This window comes from Burkholderia plantarii, assembly GCF_001411805.1.
In the GTDB taxonomy this organism is placed as follows: domain Bacteria; phylum Pseudomonadota; class Gammaproteobacteria; order Burkholderiales; family Burkholderiaceae; genus Burkholderia; species Burkholderia plantarii.
Genome location: NZ_CP007213.1, coordinates 2317598 through 2341416, shown reverse-complemented (window position 1 = coordinate 2341416; position 23819 = coordinate 2317598). Strand labels below are relative to the sequence as shown.

General features: G+C 73.0%; 1 protein-coding gene. It reads left to right on the top strand.

Translation table 11 applies throughout. The features are described 5' to 3' along the window. Positions 1-200: 200 nt before the first annotated feature. A complete protein-coding gene (locus bpln_RS26780; RefSeq protein WP_055140517.1) occupies positions 201-23786 on the top strand; it encodes a non-ribosomal peptide synthetase in 23586 nt (7861 codons plus the stop codon). Positions 23787-23819 lie beyond the last annotated feature (33 nt).

Below are 23819 nucleotides of genomic sequence, written 5' to 3'. Positions count from 1 at the left end.
CGTTTCCGGTGGAGGTCGAGCGATGCCCACTATGTGAATCCGGTGCGAATCGGCGGCCGCTTCGTGCATGCCGCGATGGCCCGGCCGTCACGTGGATGCCTGCCATTCGAACCGTGCCGAATGATGGCGTATTTCGCCAAGCATGGAATTGCGAATTGAGAGAGCGCAATTCCGTTTAACCCATTTCCTGGTCGAATTTCATGAATAAGAATGTGCCGAACAAGATTTACTATCGATTGACGAGTTCGCAACGGGAAATCTGGTTCGACCAGGAGGTGCATGGCGATGCGCCGGTCTACAACATCGGCGGCTACGTGAGGATCGCCGGCAAGGTGGACCCCGCGCGCATGGAGCAGGCGATCAGGCTGCTGATCGACAAGCACGACGCGCTGCGCATCGTGCTGTCGCCGGTGCAGGACGAGGACGGCGTGCCGATGCAGGAGATCGCGCGCGAGATGCCGTTCACGCTGCCGTTTACCGATCTTTCCGCGCTCGACGATCCCGACGCGGCGGCGCGCCTGCGCGTGGACCGGCAGCTGGAAACGCCGTTCGTCCTGCAAGGCGGCCGGCTGTTCCGCTTCGAGCTGCTGAAGCTCGGCGAGGCGAATTTCCAGCTGGTGCTGGTCCATCACCACCTGATCATCGACGGCTGGGCCATCGGCCTGATGCTCGATTCGCTCGGCGCGATCTACGGCGAGCTGGAGGCCGGGCAGGCGCCGGCACTGTCGGCGCCGTCCTATGTGAAGTTCATCGAGCAGGACCGGCAATATCGCGAGTCGCCGAAGTTCGACCAGCATCGCGCCTACTGGCTCGACAAGTTCAGCGACGTGCCGGAGCCGCTGTTCGCGCCGCGTTTCCAGGCGGCGGCGCGCGGCGGCGTGGTGCCGAGCCGCCACCACCGTTTCAGCCTGCCGCGCGCCTATTACGAGCGCCTCGTGGCGCTGGCGCAGGCTTGCGATGCGACCTCGTTCCACGTGATCCTCGCGGTGCTCTATGTCTACTTCGCCAGGACCGCCGGGCGCGAGGACCTGACCGTCGGCCTGCCGATCCTGAACCGCGCCAACGCCGAGCTGAAGGCCACGCTCGGCATGTTCGCCGGCGTCAGCGCGGTGCGTCTGCGCTTCGACCACGCGCTGTCGTTCCGCGAGCTGCTGGCGGCGCTGGGCTCGCTGTTGAAGCAGGACTATCGCTACCAGCGCTTCCCGGTCAGCGAGCTCAATCGCGAGCTGGGACTGTGGCGCGTGCAACGTTCGCAGGTGTTCGATATCTCGCTGTCCTACGAGCGCAACGACCACGACCTGCGGTTCGGCGAGGCGGTGGCCAGCGCCGTCAAGAGTTCGAACAACCATGAGCAGACGCCGCTGGCCGTCTACCTGCGCGAGAACCGGTTCGACGATCAGGTCTGGGTGCATTTCATCTACAACCAGGCCTATTTCGAGCAGGACGAGATCGAGGCGCTGGCGCAGCGTTTCCGGCATCTGCTCGACCAGGTGCTGGCCGAGGTGGCCACGCCGCTCCACCGGCTCGCCGTCGTCACGCCCGAGGAGCGCGCGCGGATCGCCCGCTGGGGCGCGGCCGAGGCCGGCCTGCCGCGCGACGCGGCGGCGGACTCGACCATTCATGCGCGCTTCGAGGCGCAGGTCGAGCGCGCGCCCGATGCGATCGCGGTGGTGCATGAGGGCGAACGGCTGACCTACGGCGAACTGAACGCGCGCGCGAACCGGCTCGCGCATCACCTGATCGCGCGCGGCGTGCGGCCCGACGATCGCGTGGCGATCTGCGTCGAGCGCGGGCTGGCGCTGGTGGTGGGCGTGCTGGGCGTGCTGAAGGCGGGCGCCGGCTACGTGCCGATGGACCCGGCCTATCCGGCCGCGCGGCTGAGCCACATGCTCGCCGACAGCGCGCCGGTGGCGGTGCTGGTGCAGGCGTCGAGCCGCGCCGCGCTCGGCGCGCATGCGCTCGCGACGGTCGATCTCGACGACGCGGCGCTCGCGACCATGCCGGCACACAATCCGCGGCTGCCCGAGCTGGGATCGCACCATCTGGCCTATGTGATCTACACGTCGGGCTCCACCGGCCAGCCGAAGGGCGTGATGATCGAGCATCGCAACGTGCCGCGGCTGTTCTCGGCCACGGCGCCGTGGTTCGAGTTCGGCGCGCAGGACGTGTGGACGCTGTTTCATTCGTTCGCGTTCGACTTCTCGGTGTGGGAGATCTGGGGCGCGCTGCTGCACGGCGGCCGGCTGGTGGTGGTGCCGGCGCTGGTCGGCCGGTCGCCGCAGGCGTTCTACCGGTTGCTGTGCGACGAGGGCGTGACGGTGCTGAACCAGACGCCGAGCGCGTTCCAGCAACTGATCGCGGCGCAGGGCGAGAGCGGGCTGGCACACCGGTTGCGGCAGGTGGTGTTCGGCGGCGAGGCGCTGGAGCCGGGCATGCTGCAGCCGTGGTTCGCGCGCGAGCGCAATGCCGGCACGCAGCTCGTGAACATGTACGGGATCACGGAGACGACGGTCCACGTCACGTACCGCGCGCTGCATGCCGACGACGCGCGGCGCACGGGGCGCAGCCCGATCGGCGTGCCGATCCCGGACCTGCGTCTGTACGTGCTCGACCGGCACGGCGAGCCGGTGCCGGTGGGCGTGCCGGGCGAGATGTACGTCGGCGGCGCCGGCGTGGCGCGCGGCTACCTGAACCGCGAGTCGCTGACGGCCGAGCGCTTCGTGCGCGACCCGTTCAACGACGAGCCGGACGCGCGGATGTACCGGACCGGTGACCTGGGCCGCTGGCTGGCCGACGGCACGCTCGACTATCTGGGCCGCAACGACGATCAGGTGAAGATTCGCGGCTTCCGGATCGAGCTGGGCGAGATCGAGGCGCGGCTCGGCGGCGTGGCCGGCGTGCAGGCGGCGGCGGTGCTGGCGCGCGAGGACGTGTCCGGCTTGTCCGGTTTGTCCGGTGACAGGCGGCTGGTGGGCTATTACACCGGTGAGGTGCAGGAGGCGGAAGCCTTGCGCGCGGCGTTGCAGGCGAGCCTGCCGGACTACATGGTGCCGGCCGCGTTCGTGCATCTCGACGCGCTGCCGCTGACGGCGAACGGCAAGCTGGACCGTCGCGCGCTGCCGGCGCCGGAGGCCGACGCGTTCGCGAGCCGCGCCTACGAGGCGCCGGTCGGCGAAGCCGAACACGCGCTGGCGCGGATCTGGCAGGCGTTGCTGGGCGTGGAGCGGGTGGGCCGGAGCGATCACTTCTTCGAGCTGGGCGGGCATTCGCTGCTGGCGGTGAAGCTGATCGAGCGGATGCGTCAGGCGGGCCTGAGCGCGGACGTGCGGGTGCTGTTCGGCCAGCCGACGTTGTCGGCGCTGGCAGCGGCCGCGGTGGCGGAGAACCGGGGCGCTGAAGTGGCGGTGCCGGACAACCGGATTCCTTCGTCATGCGAACGGATCACGCCTGACCTGCTGCCGCTGGTGTCGCTGACGCAGGCGCAGATCGACCGCATCGCGGCGGGCGTGCCGGGCGGGATGCGCAATGTGCAGGACATCTATCCGCTCGCGCCGTTGCAGGAAGGGATCCTGTACCACCATCTGTCGGCGGCGCGGGGCGACCCGTATGTATTGCAAGCGCTGTTCAGCCTGCCGGACCGCGAGCGCGTGGCGGCGTTCGTCGCCGCGTTGCAGCGCGTGATCGATCGCCACGACATCCTGCGCACGGGCGTGGCGTGGGAGGGGCTCGAGGAGCCGGTGCAGGTGGTATGGCGCGAGGCGCCGCTGCCCGTCGAGGAAATCGAACTGGACGCGGCGCGGGGCGACGTCGCCGCCCAACTGCGCGCGCAATTCGATTTCCGCACGCGGCGGCTCGACATCACGCGCGCGCCGATGATGCGGATCGTCCACGCGCACGATCCGGTACGCCAGCGCCACGTCGCGCTGCTGTTGTTCCATCACCTGATCGACGACGCCACCTCGCTGCGTTACATGGGCATCGAGGTCGACGCGCATCTGCACGGGCAGGCCGCGGCGCTGCCGCCGCCGGTCCCTTACCGCAACTACGTGGTGCAGACGCGCCTCGGCGTGGACCTCGCGGCGCAGGAGCGTTTCTTCCGCGAGATGCTGCACGACGTGGACGAGCCGACGCTGCCGTTCGGGCTGGTGGACGTGCAGGGCGACGGCCGCGGCATCGAGGAAGCGCGGCTCGACGTGGATCTCGCGCTGGCGAGGCGCGTGCGAGCGCAGGCACGGCAGCTGGGCGTGAGCGCGGCGAGCCTGTACCACCTGGCGTGGGCGCAGGTGCTGGGCAAGGTGTCGGGGCGCGAGGACGTGGTGTTCGGCACGGTGCTGCTGGGGCGGATGCAGGGGGGCGTGGGGGCGGACCGGGCGCTGGGGATGTTCATCAACACGCTGCCGCTGCGCGTGGCGGTGGGCGACCAGGGCGCGCGGGCCGGCGTGAGGGCGACGCACGCGCGGCTGAGCGCGCTGCTCGCGCACGAGCACGCGTCGCTGGTGCTGGCGCAGCGCTGCAGCGGCGTGGCGGCGCCGGCGCCGCTGTTCAGCGCGCTGCTGAACTACCGGCACAGCGCGGAACTGTCGAGCGACGGCGGCGCCCACCCGGCCTGGGCCGGCGTCGAGATCCTGCATGTCGAGGAACGCACCAACTATCCGCTGACGCTGTCGGTGGACGATCTCGGCGAGGGCTTCGGCCTGACGGTGCAGGTGGCGGCCGGCATCGGCGCGCGGCGCGTGGGCGGCTATGTGGCCATGGCGCTCGCGCAGCTGGTCGAGGCGCTGGAGCAGCGGCCGGACGCGCCGCTGCATGGCCTGGCCGTCGTGCCGCCCGAGGAGCGCGCACGACTGCTGGACACCTTCAACGCCACGCGCGTGGCCTATCCCCGCGAGCAGACCATCCATGCGCTGTTCGAGGCGCAGGCGGCCCGCACGCCGCACGCGCCGGCGGTGGTCCATGAGGGCCGGCAATTGACCTATGCCGAACTGAACGCGCAGGCCAACCGGCTCGCGCATCACCTGATCGCGCAGGGCATCCGGCCCGACGGCCGCGTGGCGATCTGCGCCGAACGCAGCCTCGAGATGGTGGTAGGGCTGCTGGCGATCCTGAAGTCCGGCGCCGGCTACGTCCCGCTCGATCCCGGCTATCCGCCGGAGCGGCTCGCCTATCTGCTCGCGGACAGCGCGCCGCAAGCGGCGCTCGCGCAGGCCGCGACGCGCGCGTTGCTGGCTGATTCATCGGTGCCGGTGATCGGGCTCGATGCGCCGGCATGGCACGGCGAAGCGGACCACAACCCGGTGGTGGACGGGCACGGTGCGCGCCAGCTGGCCTACGTGATCTACACCTCGGGCTCGACGGGCCAGCCGAAGGGCGTGATGAACGAGCATCACGCCGTGGTCAACCGCCTGCTGTGGATGCAGGACGCCTATGCGCTGCAGCCGGGCGAGGCGGTGCTGCAGAAGACCTCGTTCAGCTTCGACGTGTCGGTCTGGGAATTCTTCTGGACGCTGAGTACCGGCGCGACGCTGGTGATGGCGAAGCCGGGCGGCCACCGCGAGCCGGCCTATCTGAAGGCGCTGATCCAGCAGCATGGCGTGACGACGCTGCACTTCGTGCCGTCGATGCTCGACGCGTTCCTGGCCGACGGCGATGCGGGGCGCTGCACGAGCCTCACGCGCGTGGTATGCAGCGGCGAGGCGCTGCCGGCCGCGCTGGTACGGCGCTTCCAGGCGCAGCTGGCCACGGCGCGGCTCCACAACCTGTACGGCCCGACCGAGGCCGCCGTGGACGTGACCGCCTGGACCTGCGACGAGGATCGCGCCAGCACGCCGATCGGCCGGCCGATCGCGAACACGCGCATCTACGTGCTGGACCCGCACGGGCAGCCGGTGCCGCTCGGCGCGGTCGGCGAAATTCATATCGGCGGCGTGCAGGTGGCGCGCGGCTACCTGAATCGCGAGACGCTGACGGCCGAGCGCTTCGTGCGCGACCCGTTCAACGACGAGCCGGACGCGCGGATGTACCGGACCGGTGACCTGGGCCGCTGGCTGGCCGACGGCACGCTCGACTATCTGGGCCGCAACGACGATCAGGTGAAGATTCGCGGCTTCCGGATCGAGCTGGGCGAGATCGAGGCGCGGCTCGGCGGCGTGGCCGGCGTGCAGGCGGCGGCGGTGCTGGCGCGCGAGGACGTGTCCGGCTTGTCCGGTTTGTCCGGTGACAGGCGGCTGGTGGGCTATTACACCGGTGAGGTGCAGGAGGCGGAAGCCTTGCGCGCGGCGTTGCAGGCGAGCCTGCCGGACTACATGGTGCCGGCCGCGTTCGTGCATCTCGACGCGCTGCCGCTGACGGCGAACGGCAAGCTGGACCGTCGCGCGCTGCCGGCGCCGGAGGCCGACGCGTTCGCGAGCCGCGCCTACGAGGCGCCGGTCGGCGAAGCCGAACACGCGCTGGCGCGGATCTGGCAGGCGTTGCTGGGCGTGGAGCGGGTGGGCCGGAGCGATCACTTCTTCGAGCTGGGCGGGCATTCGCTGCTGGCGGTGAAGCTGATCGAGCGGATGCGTCAGGCGGGCCTGAGCGCGGACGTGCGGGTGCTGTTCGGCCAGCCGACGTTGTCGGCGCTGGCAGCGGCCGCGGTGGCGGAGAACCGGGGCGCTGAAGTGGCGGTGCCGGACAACCGGATTCCTTCGTCATGCGAACGGATCACGCCTGACCTGCTGCCGCTGGTGTCGCTGACGCAGGTGCAGATCGACCGCATCGCGGCGGGCGTGCCGGGCGGGATGCGCAACGTGCAGGACATCTATCCGCTCGCGCCGTTGCAGGAGGGGATCCTGTATCACCATCTGTCGGCGGCGCGGGGCGACCCGTATGTATTGCAGGCGCTGTTCAGCCTGCCGGACCGCGAGCGCGTGGCGGCGTTCGTCGCCGCGTTGCAGCGCGTGATCGATCGCCACGACATCCTGCGCACGGGCGTGGCGTGGGAGGGGCTCGAGGAGCCGGTGCAGGTGGTATGGCGCGAGGCGCCGCTGCCCGTCGAGGAAATCGAACTGGACGCGGCGCGGGGCGACGTCGCCGCCCAACTGCGCGCGCAATTCGATTTCCGCACGCGGCGGCTCGACATCACGCGCGCGCCGATGATGCGGATCGTCCACGCGCACGATCCGGTACGCCAGCGCCACGTCGCGCTGCTGTTGTTCCATCACCTGATCGACGACGCCACCTCGCTGCGTTACATGGGCATCGAGGTCGACGCGCATCTGCACGGGCAGGCCGCGGCGCTGCCGCCGCCGGTCCCTTACCGCAACTACGTGGTGCAGACGCGCCTCGGCGTGGACCTCGCGGCGCAGGAGCGTTTCTTCCGCGAGATGCTGCACGACGTGGACGAGCCGACGCTGCCGTTCGGGCTGGTGGACGTGCTGAGCAGCGACGCCGAGCTGGAGGAGGCGCGGCGCACGGTGGCGCCGGCGCTGTCGCGGCGGATTCGCGCGCAGGCGCGGCGGCTCGGCGTGAGCGCGGCGAGCCTGCATCACCTGGCCTGGGCGCAGGTGGTCGGGCGCCTGTCGGGGCGCGAGGACGTGGTGTTCGGCACGGTGCTGCTGGGCCGGATGCAGGGCGGCGCGGACGCGGCGCGCTCGCTCGGCATGTTCATCAACACGCTGCCGCTGCGCGCAGAGGTGGGTGCGATCGGCGCGCGGGCGGCGGTGGCGCGCATGCATGAACGCCTGAGCGCGCTGCTCGCGCATGAACACGCGTCGCTGTCGCTGGCGCAGCGTTGCAGCGGCGTGGCCGCGCCGGCGCCGCTGTTCAGCGCGCTGCTGAACTACCGGCACGACGCGGTGCAGGCCGGTGAGACCCAACCGGGCGCCGACGCATGGGCCGAGGTGACGGTGCTCGGCGGCGAGGAACGCAGCAACTATCCGCTGATGCTGTCGGTGGACGATCGCGGCGACGCGTTCGGCCTCGCGGTGCAGGCCGTCGCGGCGATCGGTGCGGATCGGATCGGCGGCTACATGGAGGCGGCGCTGGCGGCGCTCGTCGAGGCGCTGGAGCAGCGGCCGGACGCGCCGATGCACGGCTTGACGATTCTGCCCGCCGACGAGCGCGCCCGCCTGCTCACGACACTGAACGCGACGCGGGCCGACGCCCCGCGCGAGCCGACCGTCCACGCGCGTTTCGAGGCGCAGGCACGGCGCACGCCCGACGCGGTGGCCGTCGTGTTCGGCGAAGCCCGGCTGAGCTATCGCGAGCTGGACGAGCGGGCCGGGCGGCTGGCGCGCCTGCTGAGGCGGCGCGGCGCGCGGCGCGACGCGCGCGTGGCGATCTGCGTCGGGCGCAGCCTGGAGATGGTGGTGGGCCTGCTGGGGATTCTGAAATCGGGCGCGGCCTACGTGCCGCTCGATCCGACCTATCCCGCCGAGCGCCTCGCCTACATGCTGACCGACAGCACGCCGCTGGCGGTGCTCGTGCATGCCGACACGGCCGGCGTGGCCGGCACCACGGGGACGCCGGAAATCGACATCGACGCGGCCATCGACGGCGTCGTCGAGGAGGCCATGCCCGAACCCGAGGCGCCGGCCCGCGAGGCGGACGCGGATGCGTCGTCGCTGGCCTACGTGATCTACACCTCTGGTTCGACCGGCCAGCCGAAGGGCGTGGCGATGCCGCATCGCGCGCTCGTGAACCTGCTGCACTGGCAGGCCACGGGCGGCCGGCAGCAGGGCCACTGCGGCGGACGCACGCTGCAGTTCGCGGCGCTCGGCTTCGACGTGGCGTTTCAGGAAATCTTCAGCACGCTCTGCGAGGGCGCCACGCTGGAGCTGATTCCGGAGGCGCTGCGCTTCGATTTCGAGCAGCTGTTCGCGCACATCGTGGCGCGGCGCATCGAGCGGCTCTACCTGCCCTACGTCGCGCTGCAGAGCCTGGCGGAGACGGTAATCCGGCGCGGGCTGGACCTGTCGGACTGCACGCTGCGCGAGGTGATCACGGCGGGCGAGCAGCTGCGCATCACCGCCGAGATCCGCCAGCTGTTCCGCCGCCTGGGCGCGCGCCTGCACAACCATTACGGCCCCTCCGAGACGCACGTCACGATCGCGTTCGCGCTGCCCGAGGACGTCGAGGCGTGGGCCACGCTGCCGCCGATCGGCCGGCCGATCGCCAACACGCGGGTCTATCTGCTGGACGCGCACGGGCAGCCGGTGCCGCACGGCGTGGTCGCGGAGATCCACGTCGGCGGCGCGCAGGTGGCGCGCGGCTATCTGAACCGCGCCGGGCTGACGGCCGAGCGCTTCGTGCGCGATCCGTTCGGCGACGATCCGCACGCCTGCCTCTACCGCACCGGCGATCTCGGGCGCTGGCGCGAGGACGGCAGCCTCGACTATCTGGGCCGCAACGATCATCAGGTCAAGGTGCGCGGGTTCCGCGTCGAGCTGGGCGAGATCGAGGCCAGGCTCGAAGCGCTCGACGGCGTGAAGGACGCCGTGGTGGTGGCGCGCGGCGACGCGGCCGGCGGCCAGCGGCTGGTGGCCTATTACACGGGCGCCGCGCAGCCGCCCGAGGCATTGCATGCCGCGCTGCTGGCGGTGCTGCCCGACTACATGGTGCCGGGGCTCTACGTGCCGCTGGCGGCGCTGCCGCTCACGCCGAACGGCAAGCTCGACCGCCGCGCGCTGCCGGAGCCGGGCGCCGATGCCGTGGTGAGCCGCCGCTACGAGGCGCCGGTCGGCGACACCGAACGCACGCTGGCGCGGATCTGGCAGGAACTGCTGGGCGTGGAGCGGGTGGGCCGCCACGATCACTTCTTCGAGCTGGGCGGGCATTCGCTGCTGGCGATGAAGCTGATCGAGCGGATGCGTCAGGCGGGCTTGAGCGCCGACATCCGCGTGCTGTTCGGCCAGCCGGCGCTGAGCGCGCTGGCCGCCGCGGTGGGGACGCACCGCGAGGTGGCCGCGCCGGCCAACCGGATTCCGGCCGGCTGCGAGCGCATCACGCCGGATCTGCTGCCGCTGGTCGCGCTGACTCAGGCGCAGATCGATGCGGCGGTGGCGGGCGTGCCGGGCGGGATGCGCAACGTGCAGGACATCTATCCGCTCGCGCCGCTGCAGGAAGGGATTCTGTACCACCATCTGTCGAGCGGCGACGGCGATCCGTATCTGCTGCAGGCGCTGTTCAGCCTGCCCGATCGCGAGCGCGTGGCGGCGTTCGTCGCCGCGTTGCAGCGCGTGATCGATCGCCACGACATCCTGCGCACGCGCGTGGCGTGGGAAGGGCTGGACGAGCCGGTGCAGGTGGTGTGCCGCGCGGCGCCGCTGGCGGTGGAGGAGGTGGCCGTCGATGCGGCGCCGGGCGACGTCGCCCAGCAGATGAACGTGCGGTTCGATCCGCGCCATTATCGGCTCGACGTGCGGCAGGCGCCGCTGCTGCGGGTGGCCTACGCCCATGACGCGGTCAACGATCGTTGGGTGCTGGCGCTGCTGTTCCATCACATGGCGCTCGATCACACGGCGCTCGAGGTGATGCAGCAGGAAATGCTCGCGTACCTGGACGGCGACGCGAGCGGCCTTCAGGCGGCGCAGCCGTATCGCAACTACGTGGCGCAGACGCGCCTCGGCACGAGCCGCGAGCAGCACGAGGCGTTCTTCCGCGAGATGCTGCACGACGTGGACGAGCCGACGCTGCCGTTCGGGCTGGTGGACGTGCAGGGCGACGGCCGCGGCATCGAGGAAGCGCGGCTCGACGTGGATCTCGCGCTGGCGAGGCGCGTGCGAGCGCAGGCACGGCAGCTGGGCGTGAGCGCGGCGAGCCTGTACCACCTGGCGTGGGCGCAGGTGCTGGGCAAGGTGTCGGGGCGCGAGGACGTGGTGTTCGGCACGGTGCTGCTGGGGCGGATGCAGGGGGGCGTGGGGGCGGACCGGGCGCTGGGGATGTTCATCAACACGCTGCCGCTGCGCGTGGCGGTGGGCGACCAGGGCGCGCGGGCCGGCGTGAGGGCGACGCACGCGCGGCTGAGCGCGCTGCTCGCGCACGAGCACGCGTCGCTGGTGCTGGCGCAGCGCTGCAGCGGCGTGGCGGCGCCGGCGCCGTTGTTCAGCGCGCTGCTGAACTACCGCCACGGCACGGCCGGCGCCGAGGCGGCGACGCAGACGATCGCCGACGGCATCGAGGTACTCGGCGGGGAGGAACGCACGAACTATCCGCTGATGATGTCCGTCGACGATCTCGGCGACGGCTTCATGCTCACCGCTCAAGTGGCCGAAGGCATCGGCGCGACGCGCATCTGCGCCTATTTGCAGACAGCGCTGGAAGGGCTGGTCGACGCGCTGGCGCGGCAGCCGGAACAGCCGCTGCGCACGATCGCGATCCTGCCGCCGGCGGAGCGCACGCACCTGCTGCGCACGCTGAACGCGACCCGGGCCGACTATCCGCGCGAGCAGACGATCCACGGCCTGTTCGAGGCGCAGGCGGCCCGCACGCCGCACGCGCCGGCGGTGATCCATGACGGCCGGCAATTGACCTATGCCGAACTGAACGCACACGCGAACCGGCTCGCGCACCGCCTGATCGCGCACGGCGTGCGGCCCGACGATCGCGTGGCGATCTGCGCCGAACGCGGCATCGCGATGGTGGCGGGGCTGCTGGCGATCCTGAAGTCGGGCGCCGCCTACGTGCCGCTGGACCCGGCCTATCCGGCGCAGCGCCTCGCCTACATGCTGGCGGACAGCGCGCCGGTGGCGGTGCTCGCGCAGGCGGCCACGCGCGCGGTGCTCGGCGCCGCGCCGAGCGTGCCGCTGATCGAGCTGCCGGATTCGCTGCCCGATGCGCTGCCGGATTTGCTGCCCGATGCGCTGCCGGATTTGCTGCCCGATGCGCTGCCGGATTTGCTGCCCGATGCGCTGCCGACGAACGACGCGGCCGAGGCGAACGGCGCACCCGCCGGCAACCCGGTCGTCCCCGGCCTCGGCGCACGGCATCTGGCCTACGTGATCTACACCTCCGGCTCCACCGGCCAGCCGAAGGGCGTGATGATCGAGCACCGCAACACGGTGAACTTCCTGTGCTGGGCGCATCGCGCGTTCGAGGCGCGGGAGCAGGCCCGCACGCTGTTCTCGACGTCGCTGAACTTCGACCTGGCCGTCTACGAATGCTTCGCGCCGCTCACGCGCGGCGCCTGCATCGAGGTGGTGCCCAACGTGCTGGCGCTGCGCGAGCGCGCCAGCGACGCGGGCCTCGTCAACACGGTGCCGTCGGCGCTCGCCGCGCTGCTCGACAGCGGCGCGCTGGGCGCGGCGGTGCGCACTGTGAACGTGGCCGGCGAGGCGCTGCGGCGCGAACTGGTGGAGGCGCTGTTCGCGCGCACCGGCGTGCAGCGGCTCTGCAACCTGTACGGGCCGTCGGAGACCACCACCTACTCGACCTGGGTATCGATGCCGCGCGAGCAGGGCTTTGCCGCGCACATCGGCCGCCCGGTGTCGAACACCCAGATCTACCTGCTCGATGCCCACGGCGAGCCGGTGCCGCCCGGCGTGGCGGGCGAGATCCACATCGGCGGCGACGGCGTGGCGCGCGGCTACCTGAACCGCGCCGGGCTGACGGCCGAGCGCTTCGTGACGGACCCGTTCAGCGACGATCCGCGCGCGCGCCTGTACCGCACCGGCGACCTCGGCCGCTGGCGTGCCGACGGCAACCTCGAATATCTCGGGCGCAACGACCATCAGGTGAAGATCCGCGGCTTCCGGATCGAGCCGGGCGAGATCGAGGCGCGGCTCGCGGCGCTGCCCGGCGTGAAGGCGGCGGCGGTGCTGGCGCGCGAGGACGCGCCGGGCGAGAGGCGGCTGGTGGCCTATTGCGCGGGCGAGACGCGCGACGCGCAGGCGCTGCGCGCGGCATTGCGCGAGACGCTGCCCGAGCACATGGTGCCGGGCGCGTTCGTGTTCCTCGACGCGCTGCCGCTCACGCCGAACGGCAAGCTCGATCGCCATGCGCTGCCGGCGCCGGACCCCGACGCGTTCGCGAGCCACGCCTACGAGGCGCCCGCGAACGACACCGAGCAGGCGCTCGCGCGAATCTGGCAGGCGCTGATCGGCGTCGAACGCGTGGGCCGCCACGATCATTTCTTCGCGCTGGGCGGGCATTCGCTGCTCGCGATCCGGCTGATCTCGCAGGTGCGCGAGCAACTGGGCGTGGAGCTGCCGCTGGCCGAGCTGTTCACGCATCCGTCGCTGAGCGCGCTGGCCGGCGCGCTCGCGCGCGCCTCGCGCAGCAGCCTGCCGCCCGTCGTGCCGCTCTCGCGCGAGCCGGGCGCGGTGCTGCCGCTGTCGTTCGCGCAGCAGCGGCTGTGGTTCCTGGCGCAGATGGCGGGCGGCAGCGAGGCCTATCACATCGTCGGCGGCCTGCGCCTGCGCGGGGCGCTCGACGAGGCGGCGCTGCGGCGCGCGCTCGACGCGATCGTCGCGCGCCACGAGGCGCTGCGCACCACGTTCGTGGCCGAGGCGGGGCAGGCACGGCCGCGCATCGCCGCCGCCAGCGCGGGCTTCGCGCTGCGCACGCCGGACCTGTCGGCGCTGCCGTCCGCGCGCGAGCGCGAGACCGCGCTCGCGCGACTTGCGGATGACGAGGCGCGCGCGCCGTTCGACCTCGCGGCGGGGCCGCTCGTGCGCGGCCAGCTGGTGCGGCTCGGCGCGGACCGGCATGCGCTGCTCGTGACGATGCACCATATCGTCTCCGACGGCTGGTCGATGGGCGTCTTCACGCGCGAGCTGGCGGCGCTGTATCGCGGCTATCGCGAAGCCGGCGCGGCATCGACGTCGCCGCCGCCCGCGCTGCCGCCGCTGCCCGTGCAATATGCCGACTACGCCGCATGGCAGCGCCGCCTGGTGGACGACGCCATGCTGGAGCAGCAGGGCGCCTGGTGGCGGGACACGCTGCTCGGCGCGCCGGCGCTGCTGGAGCTGCCGACCGACCGGCCGCGGCCCGCGGTGCAGGACTACGCCGGCGCGGCGGTGCCGGTCGTGCTCGACGCGGCGCTGACGGCCGGCCTGAAGGCGCTCGCGCGGCGCCACGGCGCCACGCCGTTCATGGTGCTGCTGGCGGGCTGGGCCACCGTGCTCGGCCGGCTGGCCGGGCAGGACGAGGTGGTGATCGGCGCGCCCGTGGCCAACCGCCGGCGCGCCGAGGTGCAGGAGCTGATCGGCCTGTTCGTCAACACGCTCGCGCTGCGCGTGGACCTGTCCGGCGGCGTCTCGGCCGACGCGCTGCTGCAGCGAATCAAGGCGCGCGTGCTCGACGCGCAGGCGCATCAGGACCTGCCGTTCGAGCAGGTGATCGAAGCGCTGCGCCCGGCCCGCAGCCTCGCGTACAGCCCGGTGTTCCAGGCGCTGCTGGCGTGGCGCAACGTCGATACCGGCGGGCTGGCGCTGGACGGGCTCGCGCTCGAACCGCTCACCGCCACGCATCGCAGCGCGAAGTTCGACGTGTCGCTCGCGCTCGACGAGCGCGACGGCCGCATCGAGGGCGAACTCGAATACGCGAGCGCGCTGTTCGAGCGCGCCACGATCGAGCGCCATGCCGGCTATCTCGTCAGCGTGCTGCGCGCGATGGTGGCCGAGCCGGCGCAGCCGGTGCTGCGCGCGCCGATGCTCGGCGCGCCCGAGCGCGAGCTGCTGCTCGACGGCTGGAACCGCACGCGCGCGCCGTATCCGGCGCGGCAGCGCGTGCATCGGCTGTTCGAGGCGCAGGCGCGCCGAACCCCCGGCGCCGTGGCCGTGATCGACGGCGAAGCGACGTGTACCTATGCCGAACTCGATGCCCGGGCCGACCGGCTCGCGCAGCGTCTGGTCGCGGCCGGCGTGCGGCCGGGCGCGCGCGTGGTCACCGTCCTCGAGCGCGGCGCCGCGCTGGTGGTCGCGCAACTGGCGATCCTGAAGGCCGGCGCGGCCTACGTGCCGATCGATCCGCAGGCGCCGGCCGCGCGTCAGGCGTGGGTGATGCGCGATTGCGGCGCGCCGCTCGCGCTGGTGACGCGCGCGTGCACGGGCCTGCCCGACGAGATCGCCGCGCACGCGATGTGCGTCGACGACGACGACGGCGGCCGTGCCGCCACCACCGGCGGCATCGATCTTTCCGACGACGGCGATGCCGTCGCCTACGTGATGTACACCTCGGGCTCGACCGGCACGCCGAAGGGCGTGCTGGTGCCGCACCGCGGCATCAACCGGCTGATCCTCGGCAACGGCTACGCGAGCTTCGGCGCCGACGACCGCGTGGCCTGGGTCGGCAATCCGGCCTTCGACATCAGCACGCTGGAAGTGTGGGCGCCGCTGCTGAACGGCGGCTGCCTGGTGGTGGTCCCGCATGCCAGCGTGCTGGCGCCGCAGCAACTGCGCGCGCTGCTGCTGGCGCGGCGCGTCACGGTGCTGCACCTGACCTCGGGCCTCTTCAGCCAGATCGCCGGGCCGCTCGGCGACGTGCTGGGCAGCCTGCGCCTGCTGCTGGTGGGCGGCGACGCGGTCGATCCCGCGGTGGTCGCGCGCGTGCTGACGCAACATGCGCCGCGCCATCTGCTGCACTGCTACGGACCGACCGAGAACACCACGTTCTCGACCACCTGCGAGATCACGGCGGCCGACGCGCAACTGCCGCGCCTGCCGATCGGCCGGCCGATCGCGAACACGCGCGTCTACCTGCTCGACGCGCATGGCCAGCCGGTGCCGCTCGGCGCGGCCGGCGAGCTTTACGTGGGCGGCGACGGCGTGGCGCTCGGCTACCTCGACCGTCCGGACCTGAGCGCCGAGCGCTTCCTGGCCGATCCGTTCGACACCGCGCCCGGCGCCCGCATGTACCGCACCGGCGACCTCGCGCGCTACCTGCCCGACGGCCGGCTGGAATTCCTCGGCCGCAACGACCAGCAGGTGAAGATTCGCGGCTTCCGCGTGGAGCCGGGCGAGATCGAGGCGAAGCTCGCGCAATACCCGGGCGTGCGGGACGCGGCCGTGATCGCGCGGCAGGACGCGCCCGGGCCGGCCGGCGAGAAGCGGCTGGTGGCCTACGTGGTGCCGCGCGACGGCGCCGAGCTGCCGGCCGCCGCGCTGCGCGAGCATCTGGCCGCGGCGCTGGCCGACTACATGGTGCCGGGCGCGTTCGTCACGCTCGCCGCGCTGCCGCTCACGCCGAACGGCAAGCTCGACCGCCGGGCGCTGCCGGCGCCCGATGCCGGGGCCTACGCGAGCCGCCCCTACGAGGCGCCGCTCGGCGAGACCGAGGCGACGCTGGCGCGCCTGTGGGCCGAGGTGCTGGGCGTGGAGCGGGTGGGGCGCCACGATCATTTCTTCGAGCTGGGCGGCCATTCGCTGCTCGCGCTCGGCCTGATCGCGCGGATGCGCGAGGCGGGGCTCGACGCCGACGTGCGCGTGCTGTTCGGCCAGCCGACGCTGGCGGCGCTGGCCGCCGCGCTCGATGCCGCGCCGGGCGCCGCGCCGGGAGCCGGCTCGCCGGTCGCCGTGCCCGGGAACCGCATTGCGGCCGGTTGCACGCGGCTCACGCCCGAGCTGCTGCCGCTCGCCCCGCGCCTCACGCAGGCCGGGATCGACCGCATCGTGGCGAGCGTGCCGGGCGGCCTCGCCAACGTGCAGGACATCTATCCGCTCGCGCCGCTGCAGGAGGGCATCCTCTACCACCATCTGGCGGCCGGCGAGCACGATCCCTACGTGCTGCGGGCGCTGTTCGCCGTGGACGGCCGCGCGCGCGCCGACGCGTTCGCGGCCGCGCTGCAGGGCGTGATCGACCGTCACGACATCCTGCGTACCGCGATCGTCTGGGCCGATCTGGACGAGCCGATGCAGGTGGTCTGGCGCCGCGCGCGGATGCCGGTCGAGACCATCGATCCTGATCCGGCCGGCGGCGACATCGCCGAACAACTGCGCGCGCGCCACGCGCGGCTGGATCTGGCGCAGGCGCCGCTGATGCGGATGGTGCTCGCGCACGACGCCGCGCACGGGCGCTGGGTGGCGATGCTGGCGTTCCATCACATGGTGCTGGACCACGCCGCGCTCGAGATCGTCGAGCACGAGATCCAGGCGCATTTCGAGGGCCGTGCCGAGCACCTGCCGGTACCGGTGCCGTATCGCAACCACGTCGCGCAGGCCACGCTCGGCGTGAGCCGCGCGGCCCACGAGGCGTTCTTCCGCGAGATGCTGCACGACGTCCACGAACCCACGCTGCCGTTCGGGCTGGTGGACGTGAACCAGCAGGGCGCGACGATCGAGGAGGCGCGGCTCGAACTCGACGCCGCGCTGTCGCGCCGGCTGCGCGCGCAGGCGCGGCGGCTCGGCGTGAGCGCGGCGAGCCTGCACCATCTCGCCTGGGCGCAGGTGCTCGGCCGCGCCGCCGACCGCGAGGACGTGGTGTTCGGCACCGTGCTGCTGGGCCGGCTGCAGGGCGGCGTCGGCGCCGAGCGCGCGCTCGGCATGTTCATCAACACGCTGCCGCTGCGCGTGGCGGTGGGCGAGCAGCCGGCGCGCGACGCCGTGCGGGCCACCCACGCGCGGCTCACCGCGCTGCTCGGCCACGAGCACGCGCCGCTGGCGCTGGCGCAGCGCTGCAGCGGCGTGGCCGCGCCGGCGCCGCTGTTCAGCGCGCTGCTGAACTACCGGCACAGCGCGCCGGTGCCGGCCGACGGCGCCGCGCCGTGGGACGGCATCACCGCGCTGGACAGCCGCGAGCGCACCAACTATCCGCTGAGCCTGTCGGTCGACGATCTCGGCGAGGGCTTCTCGCTGAGCGCGCAAACCGTCGCCTCGGTGGGCGCGGCGCGGCTCTGCGAGCTGATGCGATGCGCGCTGGAGAGCCTCGCGCGGGCGCTCGACGCGGCGCCCGACACGCCGGTGCGCGACCTCGAGGTGCTGTCGCCGGCCGCCCGACGGGAGCTGCTGGTCGACTTCAACGCCACCGGGGCCGCGTTCGAGACCGACGCCACCGCTCACGCACTGTTCGAGGCACAGGCGCGCCGCGCGCCGGACGCGCTCGCGCTCGTGCAGGGCGAACGCGGCCTGTCCTATCGCGAGCTGGACGAGCAGGCCAACCGGCTCGCCCGTCATCTGCGCGAGCTGGGCGTGCGGCCCGCCGACCGCGTGGCGATCTGCGTCGAGCGCGGCATCGAGATGATCGTCGGCGTGCTGGCGGTGTGGAAGGCCGGCGCGGCCTACGTGCCGCTCGATCCGGCCTATCCGCGCGAGCGGCTCGCCTACATGCTGGCCGACAGCGCGCCGGCCGCGGTGCTGGTGCAGGCCGCCACCGCCGGGCGGCTGGAGGCGGGCGAGGCGCGCCGCATCCGGCTCGACCGGCCCGAGGCGTGGCGCGAGGCGAGCCCGCACGATCCGCTGCCGGCCGAAGCCGAAGCCGAAGCCGAACCGGCCGGCCCGGACGCGTCGCCGCTCGCCTACGTGATCTACACGTCCGGCTCGACGGGACAGCCGAAGGGCGTGATGGTCGCGCATCGCGGGCTGGCCAACCTGGCCGCGATGCAGGCGCGCCACCTCGCGGTGGACGCCGGCAGCCGCGTGCTGCAGTTCGCGTCGTTCAGCTTCGATGCCTGCGTGTTCGAGATCGTGATGGCGCTGTGCCAGGGCGCCGCGCTGGTCGTGCCGCCCGCCGGCGTGGTGCTGGCCGGCGGCGCGCTGCGCGAGGCCATCGCGCAAGGCGGCGTGACGCATGCCACGCTGCCGCCGGCGGTGCTCGCGGCGCTGCCCGACGAGGTGACGTTGCCGGGCGTGCGCACGCTGGTGGTGGCGGGCGAGGCGCTCGGCGAGCGGCTGGTGCGGCGCTGGGCCGGCGGGCGGCTGTTCGTGAACGCCTACGGCCCGACCGAGGCCACCATCTGGGCGACGTGGCAGGTCTGCCGGCCCGACCAGGCGGGCGCGCCGCCGATCGGCCGGCCGATCGACAACTTCGCGATCTACCTGCTCGACACGCGGGGCCGCCCGGTGCCGCTCGGCGCGACGGGCGAGATCCACATCGGCGGCGTGGGCGTGGCGCGCGGCTACCTGAACCGCGCGGCGCTCACCGCGCAACGTTTCCGTGACGATCCGTTCCGCCCCGGCGGGCGCGTCTATGCGTCGGGCGACCTCGGCCGCTGGCGCGCCGACGGCACGCTCGACTATCTCGGCCGCAACGACTTCCAGGTGAAGATTCGCGGCTTCCGCGTCGAGCTGGAGGAGATCGGCGCGCAGCTGGTGCGGGCCGGCGCCGACGACGCGGCGGTGATCGCGCGCGACGACGGGCGTGGCGATGGATCCGGACAGACGCGCCTCGTCGCCTACTGCACCGGCACGCCGATCGACGCGGAGCAGCTGCGCGAGCGCCTGCAGGCGAGCCTGCCCGCGCACATGGTGCCGGCCGCGTTCGTCTGGCTCGACGCGCTGCCGCTCACGCACAACGGCAAGCTCGATCGCCGCGCGCTGCCGCAGCCCGACGCGCAGGCTTACGCGAGCCGCGTCTACGAGGCGCCGCGCGGCGCGACCGAGGCCACGCTGGCCTCGCTGTGGCAGGCGCTGCTCGACGTGGAGCGCGTCGGGCGGCACGATCATTTCTTCGAACTGGGCGGCCATTCGCTGCTGGCGGTGCGGCTGATCTCGCAGGTGCGGCAGCGGTTCGGCGTGGAGCTGGCGCTGGGCGAGCTGTTCGCGCATCCGGTGCTGGCCGGGCTGGCCGGGGCGGTGGCGCGCGCCGCGCGCAGCAGCCTGCCCGCGATCGAGCCGGCCGATCGCGCCGGCGCGCTGCCGCTGTCGTTCGCGCAGCAGCGGCTCTGGTTCCTCGCGCAGGTGGAGGGCGCGAGCGCGGCGTATCACATCCCCGGCGCGCTGCGGCTGCGCGGCCGGCTCGACGCCGACGCGCTGCGCCGCGCGCTCGACGGCATCGTGGCGCGCCACGAGGTGCTGCGCACGCGCTTCGAACGCGTGCGGGGGCAGGCCGTGCAGCGGATCGACGAGGCCGGGCGCGGCTTCGCGCTCGGCCTGCACGACCTGTCCGACCGGTCCGGTCCGTCGGCCGGGGCGCTCGACGCGGCGCTCGCCGGGCGGATCGAGGCGGAGGCGCTCGCGCCGTTCGATCTCGAACGCGGGCCGCTGATCCGCGGGCAGCTCATCCGGCTCGGCCCCGACGATCACGCGCTGCTGCTGACGATGCATCACATCGCGGCCGACGGCTGGTCGATGGGCGTGCTCACGCGCGAGCTGGCCGCGCACTACGAGGCATGCCGGCGCGGCGCGCCGGCGCCGCTGCCGCCGCTGCCGGTGCAGTACGCCGACTACGCGGCCTGGCAGCGGCGCCTGCTGGACGGCGACGCGCTGCGCGAGCAGGCGGCGTACTGGCGCGACGCGCTGTCGAACGCGCCGGCGCTGCTGAGCCTGCCGACCGACCGGCCGCGCCCCGCGCGCCAGGATTTCGCCGGCGCGGCGGTGCCGGTGCGGCTCGACGCCGAACTGAGCGCGGCGCTCAAGGCGCTCAGCCTGCGCCACGGCGCGACGCTCTACATGACGCTGCTGGCGGGCTGGGCCGTGGTGCTGGCGCGCCTGTCGGGGCAGGACGAGGTCGTGATCGGCTCGCCCGCCGCCAACCGCATGCGCGCCGAGACCGAGGACCTGATCGGTTTCTTCGTCAACACGCTGGCGCTGCCGGTCGACCTGTCGGGCGAGCCGCGCGTGGCGGAGTTGCTGCGCCGCGTGCGGGCGCGCACGCTGGAGGCGCAGGCGCGCCAGGACCTGCCGTTCGAGCAGGTGGTCGAACTCGTGAAACCGGTGCGCAGCCTCTCGCACAGCCCGCTGTTCCAGGTCATGTTCGCGTGGCAGAACGTCGAGATGCCCGCGCTCGCGCTGCCGGGGCTCACGCTCGAACCGCTGGCGCCGGTGCGCGCCAGCGCGAAGTTCGACCTGACGCTGGAGCTGGGCGAGGCCGACGGCATGATCGTCGGCGCGCTCGAATACGCCACGGCGCTGTTCGATCGCGCGACGGTGGAACGCCACGTCGGCTACCTCGAACGCGTGCTGCGCGAGATGACGGCGCGCGAGCAGGAGCCGGCCGCCGCCCTGCCGATGCTCGGCGACGCCGAGCGGCGGCGTCTGCTCACCACGCACAACCGCACGGAGGCCGCTTATCCGTTCGTGCCGACCGTGGCCGCGCTGGTGGAGGCGCAGGTGCGGCGCACGCCGGACGCGCCGGCGGTCGCGCAGCGCTCGCCCGACGACGGCGCCGAGCGGGTGCTCAGCTACGCGCAGCTCGACCAACAGGCCAACGCGCTCGCGCATCATCTGATCGCGCGCGGCGTGCGGCCCGGCGATCGCGTGGCGATCTGCGTCCATCGTTGTCCGGAGATGGTGGTGGGGCTGCTGGCGATCCTCAAGGCCGGCGCCGGCTACGTGCCGCTCGATCCGTCCTATCCGCCCGGGCGGCTCGCCGACATGCTGGCCGACAGCGCGCCGGCCGCGCTGCTGATGCAGCAGGCCACCGCGCCGCTGCTTGAGCCCGGCGCGGTGCCGGCCGTCCTGCTCGACGCCGCCGACGGCTGGCCGCGCGCGCCGCGCGATCGCCCGGAGGTGCCGGGTCACGGCCCGGCGCAGCTGGCCTACCTGATCTACACGTCGGGTTCCACCGGCCAGCCCAAGGGCGTGGCGATGGCGCACGGCCCGCTCGTCAACCTGCTGCAATGGCAGGCCGGCGCGGTGACGGCCGGGCGCACGCTGCAGTTCGCGGCGCTCGGCTTCGACGTGGCGTTCCAGGAGATCTTCGGCACGCTGGCCGCCGGCGCCACGCTGGAGCTGATCGACGCCGACCTGCGGCTCGATTTCGCGCGGCTCTGGGCGCACATCCGCGCGCGCGGCGTGGCGCGGCTGTATCTGCCGTACATCGCGCTGCAGGCGCTCGCCGAGGCCGCCACCGCCGAGGGTGCCGAGTGCGCGCCGGCGCTGCGCGAGGTGATCACGGCCGGCGAGCAGCTGCGCATCACGCCGCAGCTGACCGCGTTCTTCACGCGCCATCCCGGCTGCCGGCTGCACAACCACTACGGCCCGACCGAATCGCACGTCTGCGTCGCGCACACGCTGCCCGACGATCCGGCCGCGTGGCCGGCGCTGCCGCCGATCGGGCGGCCGGTCGGCAACGCGCGCATCTATCTGCTCGACGCGCATGGCGAGCCGGTGCCCGAGGGCGTGGCGGGCGAGATCCACGTCGGCGGGGCGCAGGTGGCGCTCGGCTATCGCAATCGCGACGATCTGAGCCGGGCGCGTTTCGTACCTGATCCGTTCGACGGCGCGCCGGATGCGCGGATGTACCGGACCGGCGACCTCGGCCGCTGGCGCGCCGACGGCACGCTCGACTACCTCGGCCGCAACGACGATCAGGTGAAGATCCGCGGCTTCCGCGTCGAGCCGGGCGAGATCGCGGCGCGGCTCGCGCGCTGCGCCGGCGTGCGCGAGGCGGCGGTGGTCGCGCGCGAGGCCGGCACGGTGCCCGGCGACCGGCGCCTGGTGGCCTACTGGAGCGGCGAGGCGCGCGGCGCGGAGGACTTGCGCGCCGAATTGCAGGCGAGCCTGCCCGAGCACATGGTGCCGTCCGCCTACGTGCGGCTGGCGGCGCTGCCGCTCACGCCGAACGGCAAGCTCGACCACCGCGCGCTGCCGGCGCCCGACGCGAGCGCCTACGCGAGCCGCGCCTACGAGGCGCCGCAGGGCGAGACCGAGCAGGCGCTGGCCGCGCTGTGGGCCGAGGTGCTGAAGCTCGAGACGATCGGCCGCCACGACAGCTTCTTCGCGCTCGGCGGCCATTCGCTGCTGGCGATGACGCTGCTCGACCGGATCGAGAAGGCGTTCGCGGTGCGGCTGTCGATCAGCACGCTGTTCGCGTATCCGGAGCTGGCGCGGCAGGCCCGGCAGATCGACTTCCCGCTCGCGGTGGCCTCGCCGGTGGCGATGACGCTGCCGCTCAAGGTGCGCGACGAGGGCGGCCCGGTGCTGTTCTGCGTCCACCCGGCGAGCGGGCTGAGCTGGTCCTACGTGGGCCTCGGGCGTCATCCGCGGGGGCGTTTCCAGGTGTACGGGCTGCAGGCCGCCGGCATCGAGCCGGACACGGCGCCGGCGGAATCGGTGGAGGCGATGAGCCGCGACTACATCGAGGCCATGCGCCGCGTGCAGCCACGGGGGCCGTACCGCGTGCTGGGCTGGTCGATGGGCGGGCTGGTGGCGTTCGAGATCGCCTGCCAGCTGCAGGCGATGGGCGAGCGCGTCGATTTTCTCGGCATGCTCGACAGCTACATCCTCTACACCACCGAGGAGGTGCCCGTCGACGACCAGTACACGCTCGCCAACGTGCTGCGCACGGCCGGCCATCCGATGGAGACGATCGAGGCGGGCCGCCGGCTGACGGTGCAGGAAGTGGCCGCGATCGTGCGCCGCGACGGCCAGATGTTCGCCGATCTGACCGAGGCGCACATCCATGGCCTGGTGGCCGTGCGGCGCAACAACCTGCGGATCTCGCAGCGTTACCTGCCCGGCAGCGTGTTCAAGGGCACCCTGACGCATTTCACGGCCACCGAGGAAGCCGTGCGGATGGAATCGCCGCTGACGCACTGGCGCGCCCACGTGGACGGCGAGATCCGCTCGACGCCGATCGCCTGCTCGCACGACGACATCGGCACGCCGCGCTATCTGGCGGAGGTGGCGGTGTGGCTCGACGCGATGCTGGCGGCGGCGCCGGACGAGCGGGTGCCCGAGGGGCCGGTAGCGCGGGAGCAGGCGCAGGAGGGGCGATGAGCGGTACGCGCCGGCGATGGTGGCGGTGGCGGC